This is a genomic window from Brevibacterium gallinarum, from assembly GCF_014836885.1.
Classification (GTDB): domain Bacteria; phylum Actinomycetota; class Actinomycetes; order Actinomycetales; family Brevibacteriaceae; genus Brevibacterium; species Brevibacterium gallinarum.
Genome location: NZ_JACSPY010000007.1, coordinates 127,411 through 152,177, shown reverse-complemented (window position 1 = coordinate 152,177; position 24,767 = coordinate 127,411). Strand labels below are relative to the sequence as shown.

General features: G+C 67.7%; 25 protein-coding genes, 1 tRNA gene and 1 other RNA gene. 7 read left to right on the top strand and 20 right to left on the bottom strand.

Features of this window, described 5'->3' with window-relative positions; translation table 11 throughout:
* Positions 1-9: 9 nt before the first annotated feature.
* Positions 10-519 (top strand): hypothetical protein, encoded by a 510-nt coding sequence (locus H9634_RS08895; protein ID WP_191726330.1) that lies wholly within the window; start codon positions 10-12, stop codon positions 517-519.
* 7 nt (positions 520-526) lie between these two features.
* Here H9634_RS08895 and H9634_RS08890 read toward each other — a convergent pair whose 3' ends face one another.
* The 9 genes from H9634_RS08890 to H9634_RS08850 form a co-directional block, all read right to left on the bottom strand.
* Positions 527-958, bottom strand: a complete 432-nt coding sequence (locus tag H9634_RS08890; protein ID WP_175294645.1) for an NUDIX hydrolase — start codon at positions 956-958, stop codon at positions 527-529.
* Positions 959-962: 4 nt separating this feature from the next.
* Positions 963-2,597: an FAD-binding dehydrogenase gene (locus H9634_RS08885; RefSeq protein WP_191726329.1), complete on the bottom strand. Its 1,635-nt coding sequence runs from the start codon at positions 2,595-2,597 to the stop codon at positions 963-965.
* Positions 2,598-2,651: 54 nt separating this feature from the next.
* The gene (locus H9634_RS08880) at positions 2,652-3,383 is read right to left on the bottom strand and encodes an IclR family transcriptional regulator (RefSeq protein WP_191726328.1); all 732 of its coding nucleotides are present in this window, start codon (positions 3,381-3,383) and stop codon (positions 2,652-2,654) included.
* Between the two features lie 49 nt (positions 3,384-3,432).
* Complete coding sequence (locus H9634_RS08875; RefSeq protein WP_191726358.1) at positions 3,433-4,647, bottom strand: aminopeptidase P family protein; 1,215 nt, start codon at positions 4,645-4,647, stop codon at positions 3,433-3,435.
* A 161-nt stretch (positions 4,648-4,808) separates the two neighbouring features.
* Complete coding sequence (locus H9634_RS08870) at positions 4,809-6,206, bottom strand: MFS transporter (RefSeq protein ID WP_191726357.1); 1,398 nt, start codon at positions 6,204-6,206, stop codon at positions 4,809-4,811.
* A gap of 224 nt (positions 6,207-6,430) precedes the next feature.
* On the bottom strand, positions 6,431-7,222 hold the full coding sequence (locus H9634_RS08865) for an ABC transporter permease (RefSeq protein ID WP_191726327.1): 792 nt from the start codon (positions 7,220-7,222) through the stop codon (positions 6,431-6,433).
* 24 nt (positions 7,223-7,246) lie between these two features.
* On the bottom strand, positions 7,247-8,191 hold the full coding sequence (locus H9634_RS08860; RefSeq protein WP_191726326.1) for an ABC transporter ATP-binding protein: 945 nt from the start codon (positions 8,189-8,191) through the stop codon (positions 7,247-7,249).
* Complete coding sequence (locus H9634_RS08855; RefSeq protein ID WP_191726325.1) at positions 8,191-8,487, bottom strand: transcriptional regulator; 297 nt, start codon at positions 8,485-8,487, stop codon at positions 8,191-8,193. Before H9634_RS08855 ends, H9634_RS08860 begins: the two co-directional genes overlap by 1 nt.
* The gene (locus tag H9634_RS08850) at positions 8,484-9,146 is read right to left on the bottom strand and encodes a hypothetical protein (RefSeq protein WP_191726324.1); all 663 of its coding nucleotides are present in this window, start codon (positions 9,144-9,146) and stop codon (positions 8,484-8,486) included. The genes H9634_RS08855 and H9634_RS08850 overlap by 4 nt, the downstream gene beginning before the upstream one ends.
* Positions 9,147-9,259: 113 nt before the next feature.
* Here H9634_RS08850 and H9634_RS08845 point away from each other — a divergent pair, with 113 nt between their 5' ends.
* Positions 9,260-9,649, top strand: a complete 390-nt coding sequence (locus H9634_RS08845; protein WP_191726323.1) for a DUF4870 domain-containing protein — start codon at positions 9,260-9,262, stop codon at positions 9,647-9,649.
* A 51-nt stretch (positions 9,650-9,700) separates the two neighbouring features.
* On the opposite strand, the gene H9634_RS14895 is transcribed toward H9634_RS08845, so the two are convergent.
* From H9634_RS14895 to H9634_RS08830, 3 genes are all read right to left on the bottom strand, one after another.
* Entirely contained in the window at positions 9,701-10,807 is a 1,107-nt protein-coding gene (locus H9634_RS14895) for a glycosyltransferase (protein WP_191726322.1), read from the bottom strand.
* Positions 10,808-11,090: 283 nt separating this feature from the next.
* A tRNA-Val gene (locus H9634_RS08835) sits at positions 11,091-11,164 on the bottom strand.
* Positions 11,165-11,250: 86 nt separating this feature from the next.
* Positions 11,251-12,762: a fatty acyl-CoA synthetase gene (locus tag H9634_RS08830; RefSeq protein WP_191726321.1), complete on the bottom strand. Its 1,512-nt coding sequence runs from the start codon at positions 12,760-12,762 to the stop codon at positions 11,251-11,253.
* Between the two features lie 133 nt (positions 12,763-12,895).
* Here H9634_RS08830 and H9634_RS08825 point away from each other — a divergent pair, with 133 nt between their 5' ends.
* Complete coding sequence (locus H9634_RS08825; RefSeq protein WP_191726320.1) at positions 12,896-13,750, top strand: Nif3-like dinuclear metal center hexameric protein; 855 nt, start codon at positions 12,896-12,898, stop codon at positions 13,748-13,750.
* Between the two features lies 1 nt (position 13,751).
* Positions 13,752-14,492: a zinc ribbon domain-containing protein gene (locus H9634_RS08820; RefSeq protein WP_191726319.1), complete on the top strand. Its 741-nt coding sequence runs from the start codon at positions 13,752-13,754 to the stop codon at positions 14,490-14,492.
* A gap of 37 nt (positions 14,493-14,529) precedes the next feature.
* Here H9634_RS08820 and H9634_RS08815 read toward each other — a convergent pair whose 3' ends face one another.
* The gene (locus tag H9634_RS08815; protein WP_191726318.1) at positions 14,530-15,291 is read right to left on the bottom strand and encodes a YaaA family protein; all 762 of its coding nucleotides are present in this window, start codon (positions 15,289-15,291) and stop codon (positions 14,530-14,532) included.
* Between the two features lie 109 nt (positions 15,292-15,400).
* Between H9634_RS08815 and rnpB the strand changes: the two genes are divergently transcribed.
* Both rnpB and H9634_RS08805 read left to right on the top strand, forming a co-directional pair.
* Positions 15,401-15,766: RNase P RNA component class A (rnpB, locus tag H9634_RS08810), an RNA gene on the top strand.
* Between the two features lie 94 nt (positions 15,767-15,860).
* Positions 15,861-16,958, top strand: coding sequence for an alpha/beta fold hydrolase (locus H9634_RS08805; RefSeq protein WP_191726317.1), 1,098 nt, complete (start codon positions 15,861-15,863; stop codon positions 16,956-16,958).
* A gap of 5 nt (positions 16,959-16,963) precedes the next feature.
* Here H9634_RS08805 and bioD read toward each other — a convergent pair whose 3' ends face one another.
* The 7 genes from bioD to ald form a co-directional block, all read right to left on the bottom strand.
* On the bottom strand, positions 16,964-17,701 hold the full coding sequence (gene bioD / locus H9634_RS08800) for a dethiobiotin synthase (protein ID WP_191726316.1): 738 nt from the start codon (positions 17,699-17,701) through the stop codon (positions 16,964-16,966).
* Positions 17,698-18,849: an aminotransferase class I/II-fold pyridoxal phosphate-dependent enzyme gene (locus H9634_RS08795; protein ID WP_191726315.1), complete on the bottom strand. Its 1,152-nt coding sequence runs from the start codon at positions 18,847-18,849 to the stop codon at positions 17,698-17,700. The genes bioD and H9634_RS08795 overlap by 4 nt, the downstream gene beginning before the upstream one ends.
* Entirely contained in the window at positions 18,846-20,171 is a 1,326-nt protein-coding gene (locus H9634_RS08790; RefSeq protein ID WP_191726314.1) for an adenosylmethionine--8-amino-7-oxononanoate transaminase, read from the bottom strand. Before H9634_RS08790 ends, H9634_RS08795 begins: the two co-directional genes overlap by 4 nt.
* Positions 20,164-21,378: a biotin synthase BioB gene (bioB, locus tag H9634_RS08785; RefSeq protein ID WP_191726313.1), complete on the bottom strand. Its 1,215-nt coding sequence runs from the start codon at positions 21,376-21,378 to the stop codon at positions 20,164-20,166. Before bioB ends, H9634_RS08790 begins: the two co-directional genes overlap by 8 nt.
* 65 nt (positions 21,379-21,443) lie before the next feature.
* The gene (gene ppgK / locus H9634_RS08780; RefSeq protein ID WP_191726312.1) at positions 21,444-22,283 is read right to left on the bottom strand and encodes a polyphosphate--glucose phosphotransferase; all 840 of its coding nucleotides are present in this window, start codon (positions 22,281-22,283) and stop codon (positions 21,444-21,446) included.
* Positions 22,280-23,191 (bottom strand): type I methionyl aminopeptidase, encoded by a 912-nt coding sequence (gene map, locus H9634_RS08775; RefSeq protein ID WP_191726311.1) that lies wholly within the window; start codon positions 23,189-23,191, stop codon positions 22,280-22,282. Before map ends, ppgK begins: the two co-directional genes overlap by 4 nt.
* A 72-nt stretch (positions 23,192-23,263) precedes the next feature.
* A complete protein-coding gene (gene ald, locus H9634_RS08770; protein WP_191726310.1) occupies positions 23,264-24,382 on the bottom strand; it encodes an alanine dehydrogenase in 1,119 nt (372 codons plus the stop codon).
* A 179-nt stretch (positions 24,383-24,561) separates the two neighbouring features.
* Here ald and H9634_RS08765 point away from each other — a divergent pair, with 179 nt between their 5' ends.
* A complete protein-coding gene (locus H9634_RS08765) occupies positions 24,562-24,762 on the top strand; it encodes a hypothetical protein (protein WP_191726309.1) in 201 nt (66 codons plus the stop codon).
* Positions 24,763-24,767 lie beyond the last annotated feature (5 nt).

Sequence of the window (24,767 nt, the reverse complement as noted above, 5' to 3'; positions counted from 1 at the left end):
CGTGGAACCATGACGGATGACCAGCTCATCGGCAGGCCGGCAGACGAGAAGACCCGCACCCAGGTCAACGCGTTCCTGCGCGCCTACGGCGCCGCCCTGCGCACCTTCGACGCGGAGACGAGTGCCGGCCTGTGGGGTGAGCCGGGCATGGTCATCAGCGACGCATTCGCCGGTGTGCTCGACTCACGGGAGGAGATGGCCGCCGGTCTGCAGCAGGGCTATCCGCGCTACCAGCAGCTCGGCCTGGCCGACATCGCCCATGAGCTGCTCGGCTGCCGGGTGATCACCGACAGACTCCTGCTCGCCGATGTGCGGTGGCTGTTCTACGACTCCCGGGGACGGCTGCTGACCGAAGGCCTGTACGTCTACCTGCTGCGCCGCGACCGTGCAGGGCTTCGCGCCTACACCGCAGTCGCCGTCGACGAAGCCGAACGGATCAGCGAACTCACCCGCCGGCAGGCCGCTGCGGCACTCGAAGCCGCGCACCACCCGGGCGAGGACGGGAATCGGCAGGACTGACTCCTGCTCACGCGCAGTCGAACACCCCGCTGTCATGGAGCAGCCGGTCAAGATCCGGAGTCAGCGGCAGCTGTGCCAGCGCCGCAGCAGTCACCCACCGCACGTCAGCGGCATCGTCACCAGCACGCAGCTGACCGCCGGTGACAGTGGCGGCGAAATCCCGGATCCGGTAGACGCGGTTCCCACCAGCCGGCACATCGACGCACCAGAGCTGCGGGCCGATGGCCACCTGCAGACCGGTCTCCTCGAACACCTCGCGAGCCGCGGCCTGCTGCCAGGTCTCACCGGGCTCGACCGTCCCGCCGGGCACTGACCAGCGGCCGCGATGCGGCTGCAGACCGCGCTTGACGAGCAGCACCCGGCCACAGCCGTCGGCGACGACCGCACCGGCGGCGGGAACCACCTCGGAAGCGGAAGCGGCATGAGCAGAGGTGACCATCGGCTCAGCCCCGGGCCGCCGCACGGCCGGCGACCCGGCCGGAGAACAGACAGCCGCCGAGGAAAGTGCCCTCCAGCGACCGGTGACCGTGCATCCCGCCACCGCCGAAACCCGCCGCCTCACCGGCAGCGAAGAGACCGGAGATCGGCCGGCCGGAGGCGTCGAGGACACGGGCGTCGAGGTCCGTGTGCAGCCCGCCGAGGGTCTTGCGGGTCAGCGTCCGCAGCCTGACGGCGATGAGCGGGCCAGCGGCTGGATCGGTCAGCCGGTGCGGGGCAGCCGTGCGCATGAGCCGATCGCCGCGGTAGCCGCGGGCATCGCGGATGGCAGCCAGCTGCGCATCCTTGCCGAAGCCGTTGGCCAGCTGCGCGTCACGGGCGGCGATGACCTCGCCGATCGCTGCGGCATCGAGTGCATGGGCCGGTTCGAGCCGGGCCATCTGGTCGACGAGTTCAGGGACTGTTGCAGCTGTGAGGAAGTCCTCGCCGTGGCGCAGGAAGTCGGCCACCGGCCCGGGAGGCCCGGAGCCGAGGCGGCCGGCGAGCCTGCGGACCGAGCGCCCGGTGAGATCGGGGTTCTGCTCCGAGCCGGACAGCGCGAACTCCTTCGAGATGATCCGCTCATTCAGGATGAACCAGGAGTGCTCATGACCCCCGGAGCGCAGGTGCCCGAGGGTGCCGAGCGTGTCGAAGCCGGGGAAGTTCGGGGCCGGCAGGCGGTCACCGTCGGCATCGAGCCACAGGGAGGAGGGTCCGGGCAGGATGCGGATGCCGTGGCCGGGCCAGATCGGGTTCCAGTTCCGGATCCCCTCGACGTAGTGCCACATGCGGTCCGGGGCGTGGATGTGCGCGCCGGCAGCCTGGGCGACGGGGAACATCGACCCGTCGACGTAGGCCGGTACGCCGGTGAGCAGCGACTGCGGGGCGCGGCCCAGGCGCTGCGGCCAGGCCGCGCGCACGAGCTCGTGGTTCCCGCCGATCCCACCGGAGGCGATGATGACGGCATCGGCAGCGATCGAGAAGTCACCCACCGCCTCGGGCGTGGTGGGCCTCCCGCGCGGGGCGGGATCGGGGGCGAGCACGCGACCGGCCACCCCGGTGACGCCGGCAGGTGAGCGGGTGAGCTCGGTGACCTTGTGCCGGAAGCGGGGGATGAGCTTGCCTGCGCGCACCTGCTCCTTGGCGGTGATGAGGAACGGTTCGACGATGCCGGGCCCGGTGCCCCAGGTGATGTGGAAGCGCGGCACCGAGTTGCCGTGCCCGTCCGCCCGGCCGTCACCGCGCTCAGCCCATCCGACGATGGGGAAGAGCCGGTGGCCCTTGCCGGCCAGCCAGGCGCGCTTCTCACCGGCGGCGAACTCCAGGTAGGCCTCCGCCCAGCGGCGCGGCCACACATCGGAGTCATCGAATCCGGCTGTCGACATCCAGTCCCGGTGGGCGAGTTCACGGGAGTCGCGGATGCCCATCCTCCGCTGCTCAGGCGAGTCGATGAGGAACAGCCCGCCGAAGGACCAGTAGGCCTGGCCGCCGAGGTTGTTCTCCGACTCCTGGTCGACGAGGGTCACTGTCGCCCCTAACGCGCAGGCCTCTGTGGCTGCGACCAGGCCGGCCAGTCCCGAACCGATGACGACGATGTGCATAGCGGCTCCCTCCTTCGCCTGGCATCAGCTTACGTGAGGCAGGTCACGCGCAGGTCAGCTGCGGTGGCCCAGGCGCATCGACAGGTCTGCTGCCGCAGCAGCGCAGGCTGCCCCGAGTTCGCCGATCCGGTCATCGGGCACCCGATACAGCGGTGCGGCGACGATGAGCGCTGCGACGAGTTCACCGCGGTGATCGCGGACTCCGGCGGCGATGCCGGCGACGTCGGGTGAGGTTGCGGCATGATTGACGGCGTATCCGCGCGTGCGCACCTCCTCCAGGCGTGCGGTGAGTCCCGGCTCTGCGTGCTGGCCGGTGACCTCCGCCTCGGCGGCGAAGACCTGCACCGAGGCGGAGTCGAGGTTGGTGTAGCGGGTGCCGAGCGGCACGGTGTGCTTGATGGGCTGGGTGCTGGCCACCTGCTCGACGACGACCGCTTCGGCAGCACTCCACACCGTCAGCGCGGCGGTCTCCCCGGTCGACTCGCTCAGCTCAGTGAGCACCGGGAGTGCGAACCGGCGGATGTCGAGGGTCGCGAGCATCGGCCCGGCGATGGCGAGCAGGCCGAGGCCGAGCCGGTACTTCTTCGAATGCGGATCCTGCTCGACGACCTCCTCGTCCTCAAGGGCGGAGAGGATCCGCGAGACAGAGGACTTGTGCAGGTCGAGGCGGGCGGCCAGCTCCGTGACGCCGAGCAGCGGCTCGTCGACGGAGAAGCAGCGCAGCACTGCCAGGATGTTCGCGGTCACGGACCTGCCGCGCCCGGCTGCCGGATCGGACTCTCGCATCGTCTTCCTCCTTGTCAACAGCCTAGCGGGCGCGGCAGGTCACCGCTGGTCACAGAATGTTGTGCTCAGGACCGAACGGGAACCCGGTGATGTTGCGAGCACCGTTCTCTTCGACGACGAGGATGTCGTGCTCGCGGTACCCACCGGCACCCGGCTGGCCTTCGGGGATCGTGATCATCGGCTCCATGGATACGACCATGCCCGGTTCGATGACGGTGTTGATGTCCTCACGCAGCTCCAGGCCGGCCTCACGGCCGTAGTAGTGGCTGAGCACCCCGAAGGAATGCCCGTAGCCGAAGGTGCGGTTGGGCAGCAACCCGGCATCGGCGTAGATGAGGTTGAGCTCAGCAGCGATCTCCGAGCACACCGCGCCAGGGCGGATGAGCTCCAGGCCGGCCTCATGCACCTCGACGTTCGTCTTCCACAGCTCAAGGCTGCGCTCATCCGGCTCGCCGAGGAACAGCGTGCGCTCGAGTGCCGTGTAGTAGCCCGAGCTCATCGGGAAGCAGTTGAGCGAGAGGATGTCGCCGTGCTCCAGCTTGCGGGTGGTCGCCCAGTTGTGCGCCCCATCGGTGTTGATCCCGGACTGGAACCACACCCAGGTGTCGCGGATCTCGGAGTCGGGGAAGGTGCGGGCGATCTCGTGGACCATCGCCTCGGTGCCGATGAGGGCGACCTCGTATTCGCTGATGCCCTCCCGGATCACCTCGCGCGCGGCATACCCGCCGATGTCGGCGATCCGCGCGCCATGCGTGATGACCTCGATCTCCTCAGCTGACTTCACCATCCGCTGCCGCATCGCAGCGGCACTGATGTCGACGAGCTCGGCATCCGGCAGCGCGGCCTGGAGCTTCGCATGCTGGTCGAGGGTGAGGAAGTCGTATTCGACGCCGATCCGGCGGGTGCGGATGCCGCGCTGGCGCAGCGCTTCGGTGATGCCGAAGAAGTAGTTGTCGCGCCGCCAGTCCGTGTAGACGATGTTCTCCCCGTGGCTGCGCCGCCACGGCATCCCGGCGTCGATGTTCGCGGTCACCGACACCGAATCCTCCGGCGTCACCACAAGCGCATAGGAGCGGCCGAAGGAGGTGAAGAGGAAGTCGGAGTAGTACTTGATCCCGTGATACGAGGTCAGCACCACGGCGTCGCAGTCCTGCTCGGCCATGATCTGGCGCAGCCCGCCGAGCCGGCGCTCGAACTCGGCAGGGGAGAAGGTCAGCGGCACCTTCTGGCCGTTGTGCATGATCTTCAGCCGTTCGGCTGCCATGGCCTCCGCCGCCGAGGCGGGGGTCGCCTGCGGCGGATCGGCTGGGTTGGGTGCCCCGGCCGTGGTGGGAGGAGTGGCCGTGTGGGGTGCGGTGAAGGACATGTGAGTCTCCTTTCGGGCAGGATCGGGTTGGGTGTCAAGCAGTGGTGGTGCTGTGGTGGTCAGTCGTGTTCGAGCGGTTTGCGGAAGGTCTCCTTCGCCAGGGCCACGGCGATGAGGGAGACGAGCGCTGCGGTGACGAGGTACCAGGCCGGTGCGAGATCCGAGCCGCTGGCGGCGATGAGGAAGGTCGCCATGAATGGGGCTGTGCCGCCGAAGAGCGCATTCGAGAGGTTGAAGCACACCGCGAAGCCGGAGTAGCGCACGCGGGTCGGGAACTGCTCGGCCAGGAAGCTCGGCAGGGTGCCGTCGTTGAGGGTCAGCAGCGCACCGAGCGCCACCTGGACGCAGAGGATGAGGATGAAGATCCCGGTGTCGAGCACCATGAACAGCGGCACCGTCAGCAGCATGAACAGCACTGAGGCGGAGATGAGGACCTTCTTGCGGCCGAGCCGGTCGGAGAGCAGCCCGGTGAGCAGGATGAAGCCGATGTAGGTCAGCAGTGCCACAGTCGTCGAAAGGTTCGACAGGGTCGGGCTGAGCTTGACGACCTCGGTGAGGTAGGTCGGCATGTAGCTCAGCAGCAGGTAGAAGCCCACGGCGTTGAGCAGCACCGCGCCGGAGGCGAGGATGAGCACCTTCCAGTACTTCTTGAACAGGTCCCCAGCTGGGGCCTTGAGCGCCTCATCCTCAGCGGCCATCTCCTTGAACACCGGGGTGTCTTCGAGCTTCGTGCGGATGTAGCGGCCGATGAGGCCCATCGGGGCGGCGAGCAGGAACGGGATCCGCCAGCCCCAGTCAGAGAGTTGATCGGGGGAGAGGACGCCGTAGAGGAGTGCGGCGATGAGCGAGCCCATGAGCAGTCCGGTCGCCGTCGAGGCCGGCACGATCGCGGCGTAGATCCCGCGGCGGTGGGGTGGGGCGTATTCGACGAGGAAGGCCGAGGCTCCGGCATACTCACCGGAGGCGGAGAAGCCCTGGACGACGCGCATGATGAGCAGCAGGACCGGCGCCCAGAACCCGATGGTCGCATACCCGGGGATGAGGGCGATGCAGAAGGTCGCCAGCGACATCAGCAGGATCGACCAGCTCAATGCCACGCGCCGGCCGACCCGGTCGCCGAGGTGACCCCAGAAGAATCCGCCGATCGGTCGGATGAGGAAGCTGATGGCGAAGAGTGCGAACGTCGAGAGCAGCGCAACCTGGCGGTCGCTTTCGGGGAAGAACACCACGGCGATCGTGGTGGCGAGGTAGCCGTAGACGGCGTAGTCGAACCATTCGACGAAGTTGCCGATGAAGCTGGCGGCGATGACGCGGCGGCGGGTGGCCCGGTCGACACCGTCTGGGTGTGTGCGTCCCTGTCCGCTGAGCGTGGGGCCGTAGGCTCCCGAGGTGCTGCGCACCGGGTGCGGTTGGGTTCCGTCGGGGACGGTGTCAGGACTGGGGGCTTTCGGTTCCATGACCATGGCTTCCTCCTTTGGAAGCAGAAAACTCGTAAGTTGCAATCAATGCAACAGCGTTGCGTTAACTGTAGGTGTGGTGCAGGTCACGGTCAAGGATTGGATGGGAGGAAGCGCACGCCTCGCACGTCTGGCGGTGATTGTCCTGGTGAGCGACACGACAACGGTCCGGCATCGTCTCGGATGCCGGACCGTCTGTTGCGAGGGTGATTGAGGGGAGTGGGTCAGGAGAAGCGGCGGCCCTCATCGCGGCGGTGCGCCCACACGGCGGCGATGATGAGCGGGACGAGCCAGCCGAGCCACACAACGACATTGAGCATGTCGACCGAGCCCTCGCCGATGAGTGCGGTGACCGCATCGCGGCCGGGGCGGGCCGGGGTGAACTCGGAGATCGCGTTGAGCCAGCCGGGCATCGCCTGCACTGGCAGGATGAGCCCGCCGACAGCGGCGAAGGGCAGGAAGGCGATCTGGGTGATCGCCACCGCAGCCTTCGGTGTGGCGAGGTAGCCGATGAGCAGCCCGCCGAACAGGAACGGCAGCGCAGCCAGGATCCACGCCGGGATGAGCGCGGCCAGCCGCCACCAGCCCAGCTCACCGGCGACGAAGGGCTCGAGCACCGGGGTGGCGGCCATCGCGACGATGAACAGCGGCACGACGGCGATGAGCACGACGATGACCGCCACCGCCACGCGGGCGGAGAAGAACGGGCCTGGGCCGGTCGGCAGGGTGCGCAGGTAGTTGGACCATTCGGCCTTGCGCTCTTCGGCGATGCCGATGCCGTAGTTGAACAGGAACGTGCTCACCACGCCCATGAGCCCGAGCTGGGCGACCCCGGCCAAGGCGACGGCTGCCTGCTGGTCGGCAGGGGTGCCGTCCATAAACGGCAGGAAGAAGATCGCGAAGACCATGACGGGGAAGACGGCTGCGGAGATGACGACGACGGGTACGCGCAGGGTGTCGCGGGTGCGGTAGATGAGATGCGGCAGGTAAAGAGCCGGGGCGGCGGTGGTGGACATAGCTGCTCCTGTCGGTGCTGTCGGTCAGTGACCTGCGGTGTGGGCAGCAACGGCCTCTTCGAGGCTGGCCCCGCGCACTTCGAGATCGGTGAATGTCAGGCCCTCGGCGATGAGAGCGCGGATGAAGGCATCGGAATCGCTGCAGGTGATGACCTGCCGGGCACCCTCACCGGGCTGGATGCCGGTGACACCGGGCAGTGCGGCGATGACCGCCTCGGGGGTGTCGGGTAGCGTGACGGTGACATGGCGTAAGTCGACGGCGGTGCGGACGCGTTCGAGCTGGTCGTCGACGATGATCTGCCCGTCGGCGAGCATGACGACCCGGTCTGCGAGGCGCTCGATCTCATCGAAGTGGTGGCTGGTGACAAGCAGGGTGCCACCGGCTGCGCTGAACGCCTGGATGCGCTGCCACACCTGCTGGCGGGATTCGACGTCGAGACCGGTCGAGGGCTCATCGAGGACGAGCATGTCGGGATTGCCGACGAGCGCGACAGCGAGCATGACGCGGCGCTTCTGCCCGCCGGAGAGGCCGCCGCACTGCTTGCCGGCCAGTGCGGTGAGGTCGAGATCGTCGAGCAGCTCACTCGTCGACAGCGGGTTCGGGTAGTGCGCGGCGACGAAGTCGAGGACCTCGCGGACCTTGAGCACCTCCGGCAGCGAAGTCGCCTGCGGGGTCACGCCCATCGTGCGCCGCGCCTCGGGTGTGCGCGGGTTGGCCCCGAAGATCGCCACGCTGCCGGCATCAGGTGTCCGTTCACCGGTGATGAGGGAGAGCAGCGTGGACTTGCCTGCGCCGTTGGGCCCGAGGATGCCGACGGCCTCACCGGGGGTGATGCGCAGATTCATGCGCGAGAGCACGGTGGTGGTGCCGAAGGACTTGGCGACGTTGTCGACGGTGACAGCGGCCGTGCCCGAGGAGGTGGGCGCGTTTGTACGCTGCGGTTGGCTGAGGGTGGGGGTCGGTGACATCAGGGGTTTCCTTCCAGGATGGTGCGCAGATTGGTCAAGTAGGTCTCATAGGCTGCGCGGCCGGTGGCGGTGAGGGAGAGGTAGGTGGCCGGTGTGCGGCCTTCGATGGTCTTGGTCTGGGTGAGGTAGCCGGCTTCTTCGAGCTTGCGCAGGTGGGTGGAGAGATTCCCGGCGGTCATCGACAGGTCCTTGCGCAGGCGGGTGAACAGCACCTCGTCACCGGCCGGCAGCCCGGCCAGGGCGGCCATGATGCGCAGGCGCGAGTCAGCGTGGATGACCGGATCCAGTGCCGTCATGATCGGCCTGCTTCCCGTCCGGTGCGCGCCAGGGCGATGATGCTGACGATGAGTCCTGCCAGGGCTGCGGCGACGAAGACGAGCGTGAAGAGCTCCGGGCCGACCAGCAGGCTGATGATGAGGGCCACGATCGCCCCGATGCCGAATCCGAACATCATCCGGTCGGCGAAGATGACGCCGCCCATGACGATCATGATGCCGACGCCGAACACGGCGATCGCATTCGCCAGCCAGCCGATGACCTCGGGGTCCGGCAGGTAGGCGCCGAGCTGAATGCTCACGATGATCATGACGGTGACGACGAGAGCCCAGCTGATGCCGTAGAGCGTGCCCTGCCGGGCGGCCGGTCCCCGTCGGCCGGAGGCTGCGCGCACATTGATGATGCTTGTGGCGATGAGGGCTGCCGTCATGCCGGCCGCGAAGATGATGCCGGCGATGGCAGCGGGCATGCGCCCGAAGACGTAGGCGGCCGCCATGGCGCTGTACCCGACAAGCCAGATGGCCGACCACAGCAGCGAGGTGAGGATCCCGGCCCGCTGCTCGCGGCGGCTGATCGTGCGCTGCCCGGACGTGGCGATCTCCAGAGCGCGACGCGGGTCGAGAGCTGGTGTGCCCTCGGCATCGTGCGGTTCGGGGTTCTGCTGCGGTATCTGGTTCATGCAAACCAGTTTGTATTGCAAACTGGTTTGTGTCAAGCGTCCGGATGGCTGCCGTGCGCATGCGGAGGAAAACCGCATGGTCGCACCCGGTTGAGCAGGCGAGAATGGAGGACATGAACGAGACACACGCCCCGCACCCGACCAGCCATCAGTCCACCGACCGCACCTGGGCGATCCTGTGCCACCTCTCGCTCATCATCTCCGCGGTGCTGAGCCTCGGGATGCTGGCCTTCGTCGGCCCGCTCATCTTCTGGTTCATCTACAAGGACGGAAGCGACCTCGTCCGCACTGCAGCGGCCGGCTCCTTCAACTTCGCCGTCACCCTTGCGCTGGGGTCGATGGTTGCCTCGATCCTCGCCTTCACCGTCATTCTGCTGCCGGCAGCCTGGATCATCTGGGCGGTCATCTACATCGTCAGCATCGTGATCCCGATCATCGCCGCAATGGCCGCAGCTCGCTATGAGAAGTACCGCTACCCGCTGACCCTTCCGCTGCTGCGCTGAAAGCGTACGCGGCACTGCCGGGGGTTGGAGCAGGTCACGGTGTCAGTCCCTTCAGGCTGAGTTCGGCTGCCGGCTGGCGGCGATGCGGACGATATGGTCGGCCGCGACAGCAGCACCAGATCGCAGGCTGCGCAGACGCCGTCCATGGGATGCGGCGTTCTCGTGCACAGCGCTGTCCGTCAGCAGCGCAGTGATCGCAGCCGCCAGCCTGCGCGGTCGCGCCCACGGCCGCAACCGCATCCCCAGGCCGCGAGCTTTGAGCACATCGCCGATGCCGGCTTCGTCCGACACCGGGTTGACCGGCAGCACGAGGACCGGGATGCCGTGGGTGAGTGCCTTGAACGTCGTCGAATGCCCGCCATGCCCGATGAGCAGATCCGCCTGCGGCATGAGCGCGGCATGATCGAGCCAGCCGTGCACCTCGACATTTCCCGTGCCGTTGAGTGCATCGGTGAATGCTGCGTTGCCGGTGGTGACGACAGCGTCGACCGGCAGGTGGGAGAGTGCTTCGATGACGCGCCGGTAGATCGGCTGCATGCCGGGCCAGTCCGTCGTCGACAGTGAGACGAGAACGCGGGGGCGGTGTCCAGGTGCGCGTGGGCTCGGAGGGGACGCCTGCTCGGTCGATCCAGTCCACGTGCAGTGGCTCAGCACTGGATTGCGGCTGCCGGGGTCGAGTTCGGCATCGGTGAGCATGAGCCGCGCCGCGGCCTGATCCCAGTACCTGCTCAGGCTCACGCCGAACAGGTCGAGGCTCGTGTCGGTGAATGGGTGATACAGCCGCGACCAGTACTGGCCGACGGTGTGAGCGAGGACGACGACCGGGATGCCGGAGGCGAGGGCGGCGCGCAGCGGAGTGAGCAGCAGGCAGTCAACGGCAATGACATCCGGCCGGCTGGAGGCGATGATCGCTGCAGCATCGTTGCGTGCATTCCGGCTGGCAGTGACTCTGGCGATCGATGCGATGCGTGTGATGCCCATTCTCGAGACGGGGCCGGCTGCGATCCCTGCCGGGAAGTGCGGCTGGACGAATGCGGATTCGCCAGCGGCCAGGCCGGCGACGTCGATATCCCAGCCTCTGCCGGCCAGCTCCTGGGCCACGGCAAGGACCGGCGGGACATTGCCGCCGAGGTCGGCGGTGAAGAAGAGTGCCTTCACTGCCACATCCTCTCGGCATCGGGTTCGGCGGGCGGAGCTGGAGCGCACGCACTGGTGCGTTCTTCCCTCACGATGCTGCAGCTGTGCGGGTCACTGCGGCCGAGCGAGATCTGCGCGAATGCGCAGACCCGACTGCACGACCGCCGAGACGCCGCACACACGTGCACACGGATGCAACCCGCCCGGCCCGAAACCCGGAAGGGTGACGCGCACGATCGCCGCTGAAGCAGAAAGAAGTCTCGGGACATCGCGTGAACGATGTCCCGAGACGTGAAGAAAAATGTGGGCCCAGAGGGACTCGAACCCCCGACCCTCTCGGTGTAAACGAGATGCTCTAGCCAACTGAGCTATAGGCCCCCCGGCCGGAGTCGACTCCGGCCGGACAACAGTATGCCATACGAGCAGCCCGGGACGCGCCCAGCGGCACGGCCCAGCTCTCGCACTCAGCGGTCGCGCAGCTCGCGCTTGAGGATCTTGCCCGAGGTGTTCTTCGGCAGCTCCTGCACGAAGTGCACGGCCTTGGGCACCTTGAACGGCGCCAGGCGGCCCTTGACGTGGTCGACCACCTGCTCCTCGGTGATCTCACCCTTCGGAACGACGAACGCGGTGATCGCCTCGATCCACTTGTCATCGGGCATGCCGACGACTGCCACCTCGGCCACGGCATCGAGTTCGAAGATCGCGTCCTCGACCTGGCGGGAGGCGACAAGCACGCCGCCGGTGTTGATGACATCCTTCACCCGGTCGACGACCTCGATGAAGCCCTGGTCATCGGCCACCACGAGGTCGCCGGAATGGAACCAGCCATCCCGCAGCGCCTCTTCGGTCGCCTCGGGCTTGTTCCAGTACTCCCGCATGAGCTGCGGGGAGCGGTAGACGATCTCGCCCTGCTCACCGGCAGCGACTTCCTCACCCATCGGGTCGACGACGCGGGCGTCGACGAAGAGCACCGGCCGGCCTGCCGAACCGGGATGATCGTCGTGCTCCTCGGGACGGAGCACCGTGCACAGCGGCCCGAGTTCTGATTGGCCGAAGCAGTTGTAGAAGCCGAGCCCCGGCAGATGATCGCGCAGCTTCTTCAGCACCGGGCCGGGCATGATCGATGCGCCGTAGTAGGCGCGCTTGAGGTTGGAGAGATCGCGTTCGAAGAACGCCGGGGTGTTCGCCAGCGCCACCCATACCGTCGGCGCGGCGAAGAACGAGGTGATCCGCTCGGCGGCGAAGATCTCGATGAGCTCAGCCGGCACCGGAGCAGGCACGATGACGTTGTATGAGCCCTTGAGCAGGCTCGGCAGCAGGAACACGTGCATCTGCGCTGAGTGGTACATCGGCAGCGCGTGGACCTGCCGGTCCTCAGCAGAGAAGTCGAGGACGTCAAGGCAGCTGAGGTATTCGTGCATGAGCGACCGGTGCGTCATTACTGCGCCCTTGGGTGCCGAGGTGGTTCCCGAGGTGTAGAGCAGCTGGACGGCGTCGGTGTCGATGACATCGAACTCGCCGTCGGCGACCGGCTCGACATCTGCAGCGGTGGCGACCGGCACCAGGTCATCCATCGTCAGGCGCTGGGCGGCCCGGCCGGCCTCGGTGTTCTCGACATGCTCCATGAGGTCGGCATCAGCGATGACGACACCGGCGCCGGAGTCGGTGAGGATGTACTGGAGCTCGGCCTCTTTGAGCTGATAGTTCACCGGCACGTGGATAAGGCCGGCCCGCGCGGCAGCGAGGAACACGATGAGATACAGGTCGGAGTTCTTGCCGTAGGCGGCGACGCGCTCACCCTTGCTGAGTCCGAGTGAGACCAGATGCCGGGCCACGGCGGTGACGGCGACATCGAGCTGCGGGTAGGTCCACGTGCGGTCGGCGAAGACGACGCCGACCCGGTCGGCGTTGCGGCGTGCGGACCGGGCCACCGCATCGGCGATGGTGCTGGCATTCAGGGCGGTGATGTGATTCATACCACCGATTATGCGCTAAGGCCTGCAGCGCTCTGCACGGGGGTCTCGTCTGATGTCGGTCGGCCTGCGGCTAGCACGGGCAGGCTCATCATGGCGAATGTTCTCAACAGCTGAAATGTATTACGGTATCCGCATGGGCTCACCTCGTGTTTCGGACATCGTCAGCATCTGCGACTCGCTGTGGCCTCCGGCCTACGCCGAGCCCTGGGACAGCGTCGGACTCGCTGTCGGAGACCCGGCTGCTGAGGTCTCCCACATCCACCTCGCCCTCGACCCGATGGACGCCGTCATCGAGGAGGCGAAAGGCCTCGGGGCAGACTTCCTCTTCACCCATCACCCGCTGCTGCTGCGCGGAATCACGACCGTCGCCGCCGACACCCTCAAGGGCGGGGCCATCACCGAGCTCATCCGTGCCGGCATCGCCCAGTACAACGCCCACACCAACGCCGACTCCGTCATCGGCGGGGTCTCCGACGTGCTGGCCGAAGCGGTCGGACTGACTGAGCTCACCCCGCTGGTCCAGCACAGCGACGCGCCTGCCGGGGTCGGACTCGGCAGGGTCGGAACCCTGCCCAGCCGGATGAGCGTGCGCGACCTCGCCACCCGCCTGGCACAGGCGGCACCGGCGACCGCCACCGGAGTCCGGATCGCAGGCGACCCCGAGGTGGAGGTCGAGCGGGTGGCTGTGCTCGGGGGAGCAGGGGACTCACTGTTCGACGAAGTCCGCGCCACCGGCGCCGAGGTCTACATCACCTCCGACTTGCGCCACCACCCGGCCACCGAAGCCCGGGACACCGCCCACCGGCGCAGCGCCGGCACCCCGCATCTCATCGACATCTCCCACTGGGCAGCCGAATCCATGTGGATGACCAGAGCCGCCGCACAGCTGCGCGAACGGCTGACCGACGGCGGCATGGACGTGTCTGTCACAGTCTCGGAGATCTCGACCGACCCGTGGACGGAGCGCATCGGACAGGCAGGTGGATGACATGTCAGCCAAGACCACAACACTGAGCACAGACGAGCAGCAGGCGCTCAACGCCTGGATCGAAACCGCAGCGGCCTCACGCAGGACCGAGCACGAGGCGAAGCAGACCGAGCTCATCGCCCGGCTGCGCCAGCTTGCCGGTGAGCACCAGGCGACAGCAGCGATGCTCAGAGAACTCGAAGCAGCGCTGGCCGGCTACCGCAAGCAGGCCGCTGAGATCGATGCCGACGTCGAGGCGCGCAGCACCCGCATCGAGCAGATGCGCGATGCTCTCAACTCCGGCGAAGGGCTGACGAGCCGCGACCTCGTGGCGCTGCAGTCCGATATCGACACCGCGATCGCAGCCAAGGGTGAACGCGAGAACGACCAGCTCGAAGTGATGGGCGAAGTCGATGACCTCGCTGAGCGCATCAACACCGTCACCGAGGACCTCAGCCAGATCGCTGCCACCGGCAAGCAGCTGCAGGCCGAGCGCGCCCAGCGGGCAGCCGAACTGCAGTCACGCAGCGAAGAGCTCGCCGCCAAGCGCGCGCAGATCGCCGCCCGGATTCCCGGGCCGATCGCCAGCCGGCTGACCCAGGCGTTCGCCGCCGGCCAGCCGACGGCTGCACATATCAGCGCCGGCTCCTGCGGTTCATGCGGCTCGCAGATCAGTGCCATGACCCTCGACCGGCTCGGAGCCTCGGGATCCGGTGCGACCGCTGACTGCGATGAGTGCGGCGCGCTGCTGCTGCACGCCTGACCGGCGCACGGCACCTCAGCCGGGCAGCGCGATGACCTCAGCCGGGCAGCACGATCGTCAGCTCCGCCGGCTTCCGCTTCGTCGCCGGGGAGAGCTCGGCCGCGTAGTATCGGCGGGCAGCCTTGAGCAGCGCCTCAGGGGTCTCCGGCAGGGCGGCCCGGCTGCGCAGCAGGCGCCCGGCGAGCTCCCCGCGGGTGTGCTTGGCGTTGTGGGACACGACCGTGCGCCTGCCGTCCTTCTCCGTCACCGCGGTCACGGTCACCACCTGATCAACCGGTCCCGGCCAGGACTTGCGGTACTCCGTCGACCGGCAGTCGAGGATCAGCTGGCCGGCGAACTCCTCATCGAGCACCGCGCTCAAGCGGGCCTTCCACCACGTGGCGAGCACACCATGGGCGGCGAGCTTCGTCTTCATCGACAGCCGGTAGGCCGGAATCGGATCGTCTGCTGCGAGGATCCCGAACAGCGCTGAGGACACGTACACCTGCGAGAGGCGTTCGCGCGCCCGACCGCGCAAGCTCCCGGCGTCGAGGGCGGCGTAGAGCACCCCGGTGTAGGTCTCCAGCGCCGGGCCGCAGGGGATCTCGGTCAGTCGCGTATTGCGCTCGACATCATCCTGGAGCGAAAGCCCGACGCCGAGCTGCTCGCAGGCATCGGGTTCGGCCGAGACCTCGGCAAGCGATTCGAGGACCTCGATGCGGGCACCGGTGAGCTCCGGGAACGTCAGCTCATCGAAATCGAGCACCGGGCCCGAGGCGGCAGGCGTCTTGCCCTCGGAGGGCGGCAGCAGAACAATCACGCCAGCCATCGTAGCGACGCCTGAGCCGCATCCGGCGCCTGGGTGCAGGTGAGGATGCGCACATCCGGTGCCTCCCGCCTCGGGCGCGGGCGTACACTGGAGGCCGAGGTCAGGTCGCCGGACGGTCGCGGCAGCAGATGCTGACGAGGAACGTCCGGGCTCCGCAGAGCACGGCGGTGGGTAACGCCCACCCGGGGCAACTCGCGGGACAGTGCCACAGAAAGCAGACCGCCGGCCAGTGGCCGGTAAGGGTGAAAGGGTGGTGTAAGAGACCACCGGGTGCCAGGTGACTGGGATCGCACGGTAAACCCCGCCGGGAGCAAGATCGCACAGACAGCGCCTGACGGCTGCTCGCTGAAGCTGTCGGGTGGATCGCTTGAGGGCATCGGCAACGGTGCTCCTAGACAGATGACCGTCACGCAGACCGGGGTGACCCGCCTGCGGACAGAACCCGGCGTACAGGCGGCCTGACCTCCCCGTCTTTGCAGTTCTTTATACATTTGATAGTCAGCGTTGGCCGGGGATCTTGCTACGCTGTCAGCACGTCCCGCATCGAACGGAGAACGCTGATGTCCACCGCATCCCCGCCCGCACACACGTCAGCTGAAAGCGCAAAGAAGCGCAGAAGCAGGAAGTCGCCACTGCGCCGGGTGCTCACCGTGCTCGTCGCGATCGCAGTGATCATCGCACTGCTCATCGCCGCCGTCGTCATCACCCGCATGATCAACCTCAGCCGGTTCCCCGAATCCGGTGACGCGACGATGTCCGACCCGACCAATCTGTCGGTCTATCCCACCGATATCCCCGGTGTGAGCATCGAGCACGTCACCGGCGAGTACCTCAACGGCTTCCACCTCAAGCCGGAGGACCAGACCTCGCGCGGGACGATCGTGACCTTCGGCGGCTCGGAGGGCTCCCCGGACTTCGCCAAGGCCCGGAGGCTGGCCGAGGCCGGCTATGACACCTATGCGCTGTTCTTCTTCGGCATGCCCAACCAGCAGCCGATGCTCTCCCGGGTGCCGCTGGAGAGCTTCGAAGAGGTCATCAACCAGGTCGCTGCCACCAACGACGGCGGCCCGCTGACGGTGATAGGGACCTCGAAGGGTGCTGAGTACGCCGCCAATGTCGCCACCCGGTACTCCGATGACGTCGACAACCTCGTCCTCATCGCGCCGAGCGCCTACAGCTTCCCGGGCCTGGGTCAGGAGCAGAACGCCTCCTCCTGGACGTGGCAGGGCAAGGACGTCGAGATGATCTCCTTCCAAGGGGCCGGATTCGGGCCGACGGCGACGATGCTCGCCCAGCTCATGCTGGCCTTCCCGGTCGCCTATGAGCCGGTCTACACGGCAGCGGTGGCCGGTGCTGAGAACCCGGAGGCCGCCCGCATCCCGATCGAGGACTTCGACGGCAAGATCCTCGTGATCGCCGGCGGCAGCGACCGGATGTGGGCCTCAGCTGAGTACGCCGAGCTCATCGCAGCACGGCACCCGGACACTGAACTGAGCATCCACCCTGAGGCCGGGCACGTCTTCGGGGCGCCCCCGAAGCTGCGCGCCGGCCAGATGGTCATCGACTCCGGCGGCAGCCAGGCGGCCAATGAGAAGGCACTCGAGGATGCCAACCAGGATCTCAGCCGGGTGCTGCAGGAGTGGCACGAGCACTCCTGAACAGGTCAGTCCGGCAGGCGCAGCCAGGCAGGTGCCTGGGCCTGGAAATCACCGGCACCGAGGCGGTGGCCGGCTCCGGCTGGCAGGACACCGAGCAACGGGGCAATGGTCGTGAGCGCCTCGCGGTTGTCGATATCGACCGGCAGGGCAGGATCAGGCCACGAGCCGATGATGATGCCAGTGACGTCCACGCCGCGGTGGGCCAGCGCTTCGGCGGTCAGTGCGGTGTGATTCAGTGTGCCCAGCCGTGAGCGGGCGACGATGACGGCACCGACCGGTTCACAGGATTCGGCTGCCAGGGTGCGAGCGAGATCGGCTGCCGTGTGCCCGCCGAAGTCGACGAGCACCCCGCCGGCGCCTTCGATGAGGACATGGTCGGCGCTGGTCTTCGCAGCCAGCTCGCGGATGTACGCAGCGTGCTCACCAGCTGTCGCCAGGCTGGCGCCTTCGGCACGGGCGGCCGGGACTGGTGCCATCGGCAGGCGCAGGGTCGTGTGTGTGAACGTCTCGATGCCGGCCAGCCGGGCGATGATCTGCGCATCGGATTCGGTTACGACGTCGGAGTACTGTGCCTCCAGTTCGGTGCGCTCGGGATCATCGGGGCTGATGTGCCCGGTCTGCACGGGCTTGACCATGATGACCCGCCGCCCGGCTGCTGCGAGCGCTGCAGCCAGGGCAGCGGTCGCGACCGTCTTGCCGACACCGGTGTCGGTGCCGGTGACAAGCAGATACCGGGGGATCATGAACCGGTCACCTGAGCGCCGGCAACCGGGGATGCGCAGGTATCGGTGATCGCACGGATGCGGGTGCAGGCGCGTTCGAGTTCGGCGCTGCTGAGGCCGGCGCGGGCGGTCGGGCGCACCCGGGTGATGCCATCGGGGACTGAAGGCGGGCGGAAGCAGCCGACGAGGATTCCCTCCTCGCGCAGCAGCGCCCGGGCCCGCACTCCGGATTCGGGACTCGGCATCGGCACCGAGAGCACCGCACCGGCCGGGACCGGCACCTCGAGCGCGGCCGCCAGCTGAGCGCGGGCAGCCGCCATGTCGGAGACCCGTTCTGGGGTGATGAGGTCGAGTGCGGCATGGGCGGCAGCGGCATTGGCCGGCGCCAGGCCCGTGTCGAAGATGAACGAGCGGGCGGTGTTGATCGCCGCGTCGCGGATGAGCTCGCTGCCCAGCAGCGCACCGCCCTGCGAGCCGAGGGCTTTGGACAAGGTGGCGGTGACGACGAGCCGGTCGCGATGGGCTGACAGCTGCGCGGTTGCGCCGAAACCGGTGTACTCACCGGTGCCGGCGACCCCGAGGCCGTGAGCCTCGTCGACGAGCAGCATCGCATCGTAGCGGGCGCACAGATCGAGCAGTGCGTCCAGATCTGCGGCATCGCCGAGGACGGAGTAGACCGATTCGACGATGACGAGCGCCTCGGGCTGGCGGCGTTCGGCCAGGGCGGCTTCGACGGCTGCCGTGTCGTTGTGGGCGACGATCTGCACCGGTGCCTTCGTCAGCCGGCAGGCATCGATGAGCGAGGCGTGGTTGTGGGCGTCGGAGACGATGAGCGTATCCTGGCTGGCCAGTGTGGCCACCGCAGCGAGATTGGCCATGTAGCCGCTGGAGAACGTCACGCAGGCTGGGTGGCGCAGCCGTTCGGCCAGGGCGGCTTCGAGCGCGTGATGGGCTCGCGTGGTGCCGGTGACGAGCCGGGAGGCACGTGCCGAGGTGCCGAACTGCTCGATCGCCTCGATGGCAGCCGCACGCACCTGCGGGTGCTGGGACAGGCTGAGGTAATCGTTCGACGCGAGGTCGAGGCCGGTGAGCACCGGATCGGTGCGGTGCATATCGGCAGCCTGCCGGCGCTCACCGGCAGCCGCGAGCCGGGCGGTGATCGCGTTCACGACGCGGTCTCCCCGGTGTGGGCAGCCGCTGCAGCGACCATCGCCCGGGTGATCGTCGCGATCGTCTCCGGCGTGGAGATGTAGGGCGGCATCGTGTAGATGTGCTGGCGGAACGGCCGCAGCCACACACCATGCTCGGCCGCCACACGGGTGGTGAGGCCGACGTCGACGGGCCGGCTGAGTTCGATGACGCCGATCCCGCCGGTCACCCGTGCCTCATTGACGCCCGGCACCTCCCGGGCAGGGGAGAGGCCTGCCTCCAGAGCCGGGGAGATGCGCGCGATCGCAGGCTGCCAGCCGCTGGTCTCATCTCCGAAGAGCAGCACAAGCGAGGCGGTCGCGGCAGCGCAGGCCAGCGGATTGGCCATGAAGGTCGGGCCGTGCATGAGCGCCCGGTACGAGGAGTTCGTGATGACCTCGGCGACCGGGCCGCTGCACAGGAGTGCGGCCATGGTGAGGTATCCGCCGGTCAGTGCCTTGCCCAGGCACATGACATCGGGGACGATGCCGGCGGCCTCGCAGGCGAAGGGGGTGCCGGTGCGCCCGAAGCCGGTGGCGATCTCATCGGCGATGAGCACCGCATCGATCTCATCGGCCAGCCGGCGAAGCGCCTGCAGTGCGGCAGGGTGGTACGGCCGCATGCCGCCGGCCCCCTGGAACAGGGGTTCGACAATGATGCCGGCCAGATCCTCAGCATGGGCGTCGACGAGGTTCTCTGCCTGGGTAACCCATGCCTCCACCTCGGCGGCGGGCGCCTCCGGCAGCGGCGGCCGGGGCAGGAAGACGTTCTCCGCCAGGAGTGCCGCGAAATCGGCGTGCATACCGCCGACCGGGTCGCACACGCTCATCGCCCCGGTCGTATCGCCGTGATAGGCGCCTTCGAGGGCGAGGAACGTGCCGCGCTCCCGCCCGCGAGCCCGCTGGTACTGGATCGCGAGCTTGAGCGCGACCTCGACGGAGACCGATCCGGAATCGGCGAGGAACACGTGATCGAGACCGGCCGGGGTGACCTCGACGAGGCGTTCGGCAAGCTCGACAGCGGGATCGTGGGTCAGCCCACCGAACATGACGTGGGAGAACGACCCGATCTGCTCGGTGAGCGCGGCGTCCATGACCGGGTGCCGGTAGCCGTGGACGACCGACCACCACGAGCTCATGCCATCAAGCAGGCGGTGGCTGGTGCCTGCGGCGTCGATCAGGTCGACGTACGGGCCCGAGGCGCCGGTGACCGAGAAGTGCGCACCGGCATCGAGTGGCCCGTACGGGTGCCACAGCAGGCCGGTGTCGCGCTTCAGAGTCGAGGCTTGGTGCTGGTCAGGCATTGGGGGCAAGCTCCGTGCCGGCACCGCGGCGGCGGATCGTCGGGATCTGCACACCGGTCGAACCCGCCTCGTGGCCGGCAGGCGGCAGCGGCTTGCCGCACGGCAGGGTGCTCGCGGCAGCTGCCGGGGCGGCGTCGTCCGAGGTGCCGGCGCCGTCTGAGCTGGTATCGAAGGCGGCCTGGTGGGCCGCGCGGTGGGCCTTGAGTTCATCGCGCAGCTGGGCGGTGTTCTTCGCACCGACGATCTCGAAGCCGCCGTCGACGATCATGTCAAGATCGTCCTCAGCCGCCTGGCCCTCGGAGGTGAGGTAATCACCGAGGAACAGCGAGTTGGCCACATGCAGCGACAGCGGCTGCAGCGAGCGCAGGTGCATCTCGCGGCCACCGGCGATGCGCAGCTCGCGATCCGGACACATGAACCGCACCGCGCACAGGATGCGCATGCAGTGCTGTGGGGTCAGCGTGTTCGTGCCCTCCAGCGGGGTGCCGTCGAAGGGGATGAGGAAATTGACCGGGATCGAGTCGGAGTCGACGGCCTTGAGCGATTCGATTGTCTCGATGATCTGGGCGTTCGTCTCGCCCATGCCGACGATGAGTCCCGAGCACGGCGACATGCCGGCTTCGCGGGCCTTGTCGACGGTGTCGACGCGGTCGGCGAAGGTGTGCGTCGAGCAGATGTCGGCGTAGTGGGACTCGGCGGTGTTGAGGTTGTGGTTGTAGGCGTCGACACCGGCTTCCTTGAGGCGCTTGGCCTGGCCGTCCTTGAGGAATCCGAGGCAGGCGCACACCTCGACGCCGGGATTGGCGGACTTGATGTCCTCGACCATGCCGGAGACGCGCTCGACGTCGCGGTTCGACGGGCCGCGGCCGGAGGCCACCAGGCACACGCGGGAGGCGCCGCCGGCCAGCCCGAACTCCGCCTGCCGGCGTGCTTCGTCACCGGGCAGCCACGAGTACTTGAGAATCTCGGCCTCCGAACCGAGGCGCTGCGAGCAGTAGCCGCAGTCCTCCGGGCACAGACCGGACTTGAGGTTGACGAGGTAGTTGACCTTCACACGGTTGCCGAAATGCTCCCGGCGCAGACGGGAGGCAGCGGCGACGAGATCGAGGAGCTCCTCATCAGAGCTGGAGAGGATGGCGTGGGCGTCGTCAGCGGTGGCCGGGGTGCCGGCGAGGACGCGATCGGCGAGCGAAGAGTAGCTGAACATCGTTCAATTATTGAACAGTGTTCAGCTGTGTGCAAAACCGGCACGCCGCCGGTCGCTTCACCTCGCTATTTGGCGGTGTTCTTCTTCACCTTCGTCCGGCCGGCGCGTGCGGCCGAGTAGCCTGCCCCGACGATGCCGGCGGCATTGCGCAGCTCAGCTGGCCGGATCGGGGCTTCGAGCCTGAGCAGCGGCAGGAAGCTCTCGTGCTCCTTCGACACGCCGCCGCCGACGATGATGAGGTCGGGGTGCAGGAGCAGCTCGATCTGCTCGTAGTACTGCTGGAGCCGCTCAGCCCACTGCTCGAAGCTCAGCCCTTCGCGGGTGCGCACCGATTCGGCTGCCTGCGTCTCGGCATCAGCGCCGTTCATCTCGATGTGACCGAGCTCGGTGAAGGGCACGAGCTGGCCGTTGGCGAACAGCGCGGTGCCGATGCCGGTGCCCAGGGTGGTGAGGATGACGGTCTGCTTGCGGTAGTCCCGGCCGGCACCGAAGGTCATCTCGGCAAGACCTGCGGCGTCGGCGTCGTTGAGGACGTAGCAGCTGCGCCCGGTCGCCTTCTCCAGGTGCTCGGGCAGGTGCTCGCCGATCCAGGACTGGTCGAGGTTCGGTGCGAAGCGCACGACCCCTTCCTTGAGCACCCCGGGGAAGGCCACTCCGATGGGTGCGTGGTCGAGTTCGGCGGCATCGGCGATGATGTCCTTCTCCAAGGCCTTGTCGATGACCTGCTGGACGACCTCGCTGACGGTGGCGACCACCGCCTGGGGGGTGGCCGGCTGCGGGGTGAGGATGCGGCGGCGCTTGAACGCCAGCTCACCGGCGACCGGGTCGATGAGGCTGGCCTTGATGCCGGTGCCGCCGATGTCGACGCCGATCGCCCAGTCGGCGCGCGGTGCTGCCGGGCTCATGCCGGGTCTCCCGGTCCGCCGTAGATGGCAGCGGTCTCATCGGGCAGCGTGAGGATGTCGGCGCCGGTCTCGGTGATCGCGATGGTGTGCTCGAACTGGGCTGAGCGCTTCTTATCGGCGGTGACGATCGTCCAATCGTCATCCCACGCCTCCCAGCCCTCAGTGCCGAGGTTGAGCATCGGCTCGATGGTGAAGACCATGCCCGGGACGATGAGCTCGTCGTGGTTCGGGGCGGCGTCATAGTGGGGGACGATGAGCCCGGAGTGGAACTCCGCGCCGACGCCGTGGCCGGTGTAGTCGCGGACGACGCCGTAGCCGAAGCGCTGGGCGTACTTCTCGATGACCCGGCCGATGACGTTGATCTGGCGCCCGGGCTTGGCGGCCTTGATGCCGCGCATCATCGCCTCATGGGTGCGCAGCACGAGGTTGTGGGATTCGTCATCGACATCGCCGACGAAGAAGGTGAAGTTCGTATCCCCGTGCATGCCTTCGAAGTAGGCGGTGATGTCGACGTTGAGGATGTCCCCGTCGGCAAGCACCGTGTCGTCGGGGATGCCGTGGCAGATGACCTCGTTGACCGAGGTGCAGCAGGCCTTGGGGAACCCGCGGTAGCCCAGGCATGACGGGTAGGCGCCGTGGTCGCAGAGGAACTCGTGGGCGATGCGGTCGATCGCATCGGTCGTGACGCCGGGGGCCACCGCCTGGCCGACGGCTTCGAGCGCATTGGCGGCGATCCGGCCGGCGGCGCGAATCTTCTCGATGTCCTCAGCGGAGTAGACATCGCCGGCGTTGCCCTCGTTCGGGACGGCCTTGCCGACGTATTCCGGACGCGGGATGTCCTTGGGAACGGGCAGGATCGGAGAGACGGTTCCTTTGCGCAGGGTGCCAAGCGGTGCGTGTGAAGTCATGATGATCCCCAGTCTAACGCGGAAGGCGGCCGCCTCCAGGTGTGGAGACGGCCGCCTGCGGTGAGACGTGCCTCAGTCTGCGAGGACCTTCTCAGGTGCGGTGAAGTCGAGGTCGAATGCCTCGGCGACATTGGCGTTGGTGACGTGGCCGTCGAAGGTGTTGAGGCCGCGTGCCAGGCCGGTGTCCTTCGTCATCGCCTCGCGCCATCCCTGGTCGGCGACCTTGAGCACGTAGCTCATGGTGGCGTTCGTCAGGGCGCGGGTCGAGGTGGTCGGCACAGCACCGGGCATGTTCGCCACGCAGTAGTACACCGAGTTGTGGACCTCGAAGGTCGGGTCGTCGTGGGTGGTCGGCTTCGAGTTCTCGAAGCATCCGCCCTGGTCGATGGCGATGTCGACGAGCACCGAGCCGGGCTTCATGTTCTGGACCATCTCGTCGGTCACGAGCTTCGGGGCGCGCTTGCCGGGGATGAGGACCGAGCCGATGACGAGGTCGGCGGTGCGCAGCGAATCGGCGATGTCGTACTCGTTGGACATGCGGGCCTGCAGGCCGGTGCCGTACTGTTCTTCGAGCTGGCGCAGACGCGGCAGGGAGATGTCGAAGATGTCGACCTGCGCACCGAGGCCCAGGGCGATGCGGGCGGCAGCGGTGCCGGCGACACCGGCGCCGACGACGGTGACCTTGCCGCGTTCGACACCCGGGACGGCCGAGAGCAGGATGCCGCGGCCGCCGTTCTTCTTCAGCAGGCTGTTGGCGCCGACCTGGGTCGACAGGCGGCCTGCGACCTCGGACATCGGTGCCAGCAGCGGCAGCCCCTGGCCATCGGGCTGCACGGTCTCATAGGCGATCGCCGTCGTGCCGGCCTCGACGAGGCGGTTGGTCAGCGGCTCATCGGCAGCCAGGTGCAGGTAGGTGAAGAGGGTGAGATCCTTCCGCAGGAAGTCGTATTCCTCAGCGACGGGCTCCTTGACCTTGAGCACCATCTCGCCGGCCTCCCACGTCGAGGCGGCATCAGGGGTGATGGTGGCACCGGCGGCGGCGTACTCCTCGTCGGTGATGCTCGAGCCGAGACCGGCGCCGGCCTGGACGCTGACCTCGTGACCGCGCTTGGTCAGCTCATTGACACCGGCCGGGGTGATGGCCACGCGGAACTCGCTGTTCTTGACTTCAGTGGGAACGGCAATCTTCATTGACAGACCTTTCATTTCAACGCTCTGGGGCGCAATTCACAACTCCCTGACGCACACCTTACGGCGCGCGGACGATAGCGGCCAATTGCCCCCAGTCAGCGCGCTAGACTGGGACGACAGGGTGCCTGGGGCACACGCGTCCCCGGCGCTGCCTAACCGTCCGACGAGGGAGCTCAGCGATGACTGATCAGGAAGAGACCTACGGCGCCGAGAAGTACTGGTTCAACACCAAGACCGGCAAGGTCGAACACGGCCCGCAGAGCAACTGGGAGAACCGCATGGGCCCCTACGACACCGCCGAGGAAGCCGAACAGGCGCTGGCCAAGGCAGCCGAGAACACGAAGCAGTGGGACGCCGAGGACAAGGAGTGGAACGGCTGATGTCG

What these genes read in the sequence shown, in the direction of transcription:
- H9634_RS08895 (WP_191726330.1), top strand. Translation starts at nt 10, where the DNA reads ATGACGGATGACCAGCTCATCGGCAGGCCGGCAGACGAGAAGACCCGC.
- H9634_RS08890 (WP_175294645.1), bottom strand. Translation starts at nt 958, where the DNA reads ATGGTCACCTCTGCTCATGCCGCTTCCGCTTCCGAGGTGGTTCCCGCC.
- H9634_RS08885 (WP_191726329.1), bottom strand. Translation starts at nt 2,597, where the DNA reads ATGCACATCGTCGTCATCGGTTCGGGACTGGCCGGCCTGGTCGCAGCC.
- H9634_RS08880 (WP_191726328.1), bottom strand. Translation starts at nt 3,383, where the DNA reads ATGCGAGAGTCCGATCCGGCAGCCGGGCGCGGCAGGTCCGTGACCGCG.
- H9634_RS08875 (WP_191726358.1), bottom strand. Translation starts at nt 4,647, where the DNA reads ATGGCAGCCGAACGGCTGAAGATCATGCACAACGGCCAGAAGGTGCCG.
- H9634_RS08870 (WP_191726357.1), bottom strand. Translation starts at nt 6,206, where the DNA reads ATGGAACCGAAAGCCCCCAGTCCTGACACCGTCCCCGACGGAACCCAA.
- H9634_RS08865 (WP_191726327.1), bottom strand. Translation starts at nt 7,222, where the DNA reads ATGTCCACCACCGCCGCCCCGGCTCTTTACCTGCCGCATCTCATCTAC.
- H9634_RS08860 (WP_191726326.1), bottom strand. Translation starts at nt 8,191, where the DNA reads ATGTCACCGACCCCCACCCTCAGCCAACCGCAGCGTACAAACGCGCCC.
- H9634_RS08855 (WP_191726325.1), bottom strand. Translation starts at nt 8,487, where the DNA reads ATGACGGCACTGGATCCGGTCATCCACGCTGACTCGCGCCTGCGCATC.
- H9634_RS08850 (WP_191726324.1), bottom strand. Translation starts at nt 9,146, where the DNA reads ATGAACCAGATACCGCAGCAGAACCCCGAACCGCACGATGCCGAGGGC.
- H9634_RS08845 (WP_191726323.1), top strand. Translation starts at nt 9,260, where the DNA reads ATGAACGAGACACACGCCCCGCACCCGACCAGCCATCAGTCCACCGAC.
- H9634_RS08830 (WP_191726321.1), bottom strand. Translation starts at nt 12,762, where the DNA reads ATGAATCACATCACCGCCCTGAATGCCAGCACCATCGCCGATGCGGTG.
- H9634_RS08825 (WP_191726320.1), top strand. Translation starts at nt 12,896, where the DNA reads ATGGGCTCACCTCGTGTTTCGGACATCGTCAGCATCTGCGACTCGCTG.
- H9634_RS08820 (WP_191726319.1), top strand. Translation starts at nt 13,752, where the DNA reads ATGTCAGCCAAGACCACAACACTGAGCACAGACGAGCAGCAGGCGCTC.
- H9634_RS08805 (WP_191726317.1), top strand. Translation starts at nt 15,861, where the DNA reads ATGTCCACCGCATCCCCGCCCGCACACACGTCAGCTGAAAGCGCAAAG.
- bioD (WP_191726316.1), bottom strand. Translation starts at nt 17,701, where the DNA reads ATGATCCCCCGGTATCTGCTTGTCACCGGCACCGACACCGGTGTCGGC.
- H9634_RS08790 (WP_191726314.1), bottom strand. Translation starts at nt 20,171, where the DNA reads ATGCCTGACCAGCACCAAGCCTCGACTCTGAAGCGCGACACCGGCCTG.
- bioB (WP_191726313.1), bottom strand. Translation starts at nt 21,378, where the DNA reads ATGTTCAGCTACTCTTCGCTCGCCGATCGCGTCCTCGCCGGCACCCCG.
- ppgK (WP_191726312.1), bottom strand. Translation starts at nt 22,283, where the DNA reads ATGAGCCCGGCAGCACCGCGCGCCGACTGGGCGATCGGCGTCGACATC.
- map (WP_191726311.1), bottom strand. Translation starts at nt 23,191, where the DNA reads ATGACTTCACACGCACCGCTTGGCACCCTGCGCAAAGGAACCGTCTCT.
- ald (WP_191726310.1), bottom strand. Translation starts at nt 24,382, where the DNA reads ATGAAGATTGCCGTTCCCACTGAAGTCAAGAACAGCGAGTTCCGCGTG.
- H9634_RS08765 (WP_191726309.1), top strand. Translation starts at nt 24,562, where the DNA reads ATGACTGATCAGGAAGAGACCTACGGCGCCGAGAAGTACTGGTTCAAC.